Source organism: bacterium (assembly GCA_036524115.1).
GTDB lineage: Bacteria > JAUVQV01 > JAUVQV01 > JAUVQV01 > DATDCY01 > DATDCY01.
The window spans coordinates 1-3,287 of record DATDCY010000346.1; the positions used below are offsets into that span (position 1 = coordinate 1).

Sequence of the window (3,287 nt, forward strand, 5' to 3'; positions counted from 1 at the left end):
GCTCCCCTCGCTGCCGCTGCCCGTCCCGTCGCCGTAGGCCCCCGCGCCGCGGCTGCCGCTGCCGCCACCGCCACCGCCACCCCCCGGCGTGGCGTCCTCGTACTTCGCGGAGATGGTGAGCGACCCGCCGGGCGCGAGCACCCGCGACTGCGGCGGGGGCGTGCGGTGCCCCGCCGCGTCCTTGAAGACGGCGGTATACTGGCCCGGCGGGAGGTTCTCCACAAAATAGCGCCCGGATGTCGAGACCTGGATGGGCTTGCCGTCGGGACGGTAGATGACGACCTGCGCATCCGAGGGGTCCACATCGACGACGACCTCGACGTTGCGCGTGTACTTGCCCACGAAGACGATCTGCCCGCCGTCGATGAGGGTCTTGGTCTGATGGGCCGGCGCGACGAATCCCGCGGCCGGCTGGAAGGTCACCGTGTAGTCCCCGGGCGGGAACCCCTTGCGCACCCAGTACGTGCCACTCCCCCAGCTCTCGGTGGGGCCCTTCACGAGGAAGCTCGCCGCGGGCAGGTCGGTCACGACGCTGACCACGTTGTCGGCGCGTCCCGCGGCCTCCGGCGAGAGCTTCGCGACCACGGCCTGCGGGGGCGCCTCCTCGACCTCGCGGACCATCGCCTCCGAGAGCTCGGGGGCCTTGGCCGTGTCGCCGGAGCGCGAGCCGGACTTACCCTCCTCGCCCGCCGGCCGTCCGCCGCCCCCCTCCTCCTTCTTCGCCGGGGGAGGGATCTTCAGCGGCTCGGGCGGGCGCACGGGAACCGCGACCGGCGCCGGCGGCGGGATCGGCACCGGCGCCATGTCGCGCAGGCGGCGGATGACCATCATCCGCTCGCGCTTCTTCTCCGTGCGCGAGAGAAACGAGATCCCGCCGACGCTGCTGAAGAGCAGCGCGTGCGCGCCGACGGACACGACCACCGCGATCACCACGGCGAGCCGCTCGCGGCGGGTCAGCCGTTCGCCGAGGCGCCGCTCGATCTTCGGCATGGCGTTGTCAGGGGTGGCGGCGCCGCGCCGGGGCGTCCGACATCCTAGCGGGCGCCCGCGCGCTCCACCACCGGCAGGGAGACGTCCGTGACGCCGACATCCAGCAGCCGGTCCATCACGTCCGCGATCGACTGGTAGCGCGTCTCCTGGTCGCTCTTGAGGATGACGTTCGAGCCGTGGAGCACCATCCGCTCCTTGACGACGCCGGCGACCCGCTCCAGCGGCACCTCGGTGCCGTCGACGTAGACCTTGCCGGCGCGGTTGATCAGGACGCTGACGCCCTGGTTCGAGATCGTGCCGCCGCCGCGGGTCTCCGGCAGCTTGACCCCGAGGCCGCGGTCGAAGCTCAGCACGGTCGAGAGCATGAAGAAGACGATGAGCAGGAAGAGCACGTCGACGAGGTTCGTGATCGGGATCCCCTCCTCGTCGACCTTGATCTGACGCCTAAATTTCAAGGTACTCGCCTCCGATCGAGTCCACCCGCTGGGTGCGCTCGGCGAGGTTCTCCTCGAGCTCCGTCATCGCGTCGAGGAACTGGATCGAGCTGCTCTGCATGTCGAGCACGAACGTGTTGACGCGGTTCATGAAGTACGCCGAGAGGAAGTAGGCCGGGATGCCGACGACGAGGCCCGCCGCCGTCGCGACGAGGGCCTCGGAGATGCCGGCCGCGACCGCGCGCGGGTCGGAGCCGCCGCCGCCGCCCATCGCCTGGAAGGAGCGGATCATGCCGGTGACGGTCCCGAACAGGCCGATCATCGGCGCGATCTTGGAGATCGTCTGCAGCGTCAGCAGCCCGCGCTCGAGCTTGGCGACCTCGAGCGCGCCCTCGTCCTCGATGGCGCGGATGACCTCGGAGCGGCTGCGGCGCTGGTTCTTGAGGCCGGCCTTGATGATGCGCGCGAGCGGGCTGTTCGTGGTCTCGCAGAAGCGCACGGCCTCCTCGAGCGCGTTGCGCGAGAAGAACTCATTGATCTTCTCCATGAAGGCGCCGGCGTCCGTCTTCGCGCGCTGCAGGTACATCAGCCGCTCGATCGCGATCGCCAGCATGAGGATCGAGAGCGCCAGCAGCGGCCACATCGCGAAACCGCCCTTGAGGAACATCGAGAACATCGTGTGTGCGCTCCTTGCCCGCGCGGGGCCGCTGTCTAGTGCCGCCCGTGGCAGGGCGTGCACCACTCGTTGAAGGTCGTCAGGCGCATCTTCTTCTCTTCGTCCGCACCGACGCCGGCCGCGCCCTTGAGCAGGCCGCGCTCGTGCGGGTTGTGGCAGGTCACGCAGGTGACCTCTTCGCCGTCGAGCGGCAGCCGCACCATGCGCAGCTCCTCGTAGGCGGTGAGGTTCTCGCGCATCTGCTTCGGCAGCGGCTTGAGGTGGTCCACGTCGGGGTGCGGCCCGACCTGGTGGCAGGAGGTGCACAGCGCCGTGAGCGTGTCCGTGTAGCGCATGCTCTCGGCCGTCTGTCCGGCCTCGGGCTGCGTGGCGTGGCAGTAGAGGCACTTCTTGCGGTAGACCTCCCCGGACTCATCGATCTGGTCGTGCGGGTTGAGCGAGGCGAAGTTCTTGTCCTCGTGGCAGCGCGCGCACAGCTCGGCCGTCGAGTTGTAGGGTCCGCCCCGCAGGAAGTGCGGGTTCGAGCCGGTGCTCCCGAGGCACTCCGGCGGCTTGTGGCAGGTCACGCAGGTGATGGCCTCGTTCTCCAGCGGGAAACGCGCGAAGTCCATCTTCCACGTCCCGGTGGTGGACTTCACCCCGAGCGGGTGGTGCTCGACGCCGCCGTGGCAGCGCTGGCAGAGGCGCAGCGAGTTGCCAGGGAAGCGGAAAGAGACCGGCGAGCCCGCCTGGGGGGTGTCGGGATGGCAGGCGAGGCAGAAGATCTTCCCGCCGTGCGGGTTGATGCCGGTGGACTCGGCGAGCACGGTGGGGTAGTCGTCGCGCAGCGAAGGGTAGAGCAGCGAGCGGCCGTGCGCCCGGTGGCAGTTGAGGCACGTGGTCCCCTCCGGCGGGACGTTGCCGCGCGGGTAGTGGGTGCGCTCGACGCCGCCGTGGCAGGAGCTGCAGAAGACGTTGACGCCCTGCGCGGCGAAGCGCTGCGGCGTGGCGGCCCCCGGCTTGAGCTGGTCGGCGGGCTTGTCGTGGCACCCGGCGCAGTCCATGGCGTCGTGCGAGTTCTCGAAGCCCTCGCCGCCGCCGACCGTGGCGCCCTGCGCGCCCTGCGGCTGCGCCGCGGGGACAGCCGGCACCGGGACGGTTGCGGTGGCCGCCGGCGGCGGCCCCGGCGCGGGGGTGGTCACGGAGGC

At 70.7% G+C, this 3,287-nt stretch carries 4 protein-coding genes; all 4 read right to left on the reverse strand.

The annotated features are described in order from the left end of the window. A partial coding sequence (locus tag VI078_17055; protein HEY6000997.1) for a hypothetical protein occupies window positions 1-990 on the reverse strand: 990 nt, incomplete at its 3' end. A gap of 44 nt (window positions 991-1,034) precedes the next feature. Then, complete coding sequence (locus tag VI078_17060) at window positions 1,035-1,445, reverse strand: biopolymer transporter ExbD (protein ID HEY6000998.1); 411 nt, start codon at window positions 1,443-1,445, stop codon at window positions 1,035-1,037. Continuing rightward, window positions 1,435-2,100, reverse strand: a complete 666-nt coding sequence (locus tag VI078_17065; protein HEY6000999.1) for a MotA/TolQ/ExbB proton channel family protein — start codon at window positions 2,098-2,100, stop codon at window positions 1,435-1,437. The genes VI078_17060 and VI078_17065 overlap by 11 nt, the downstream gene beginning before the upstream one ends. 35 nt (window positions 2,101-2,135) lie before the next feature. Continuing rightward, a partial coding sequence (locus VI078_17070) for a hypothetical protein (GenBank protein ID HEY6001000.1) occupies window positions 2,136-3,287 on the reverse strand: 1,152 nt, incomplete at its 5' end.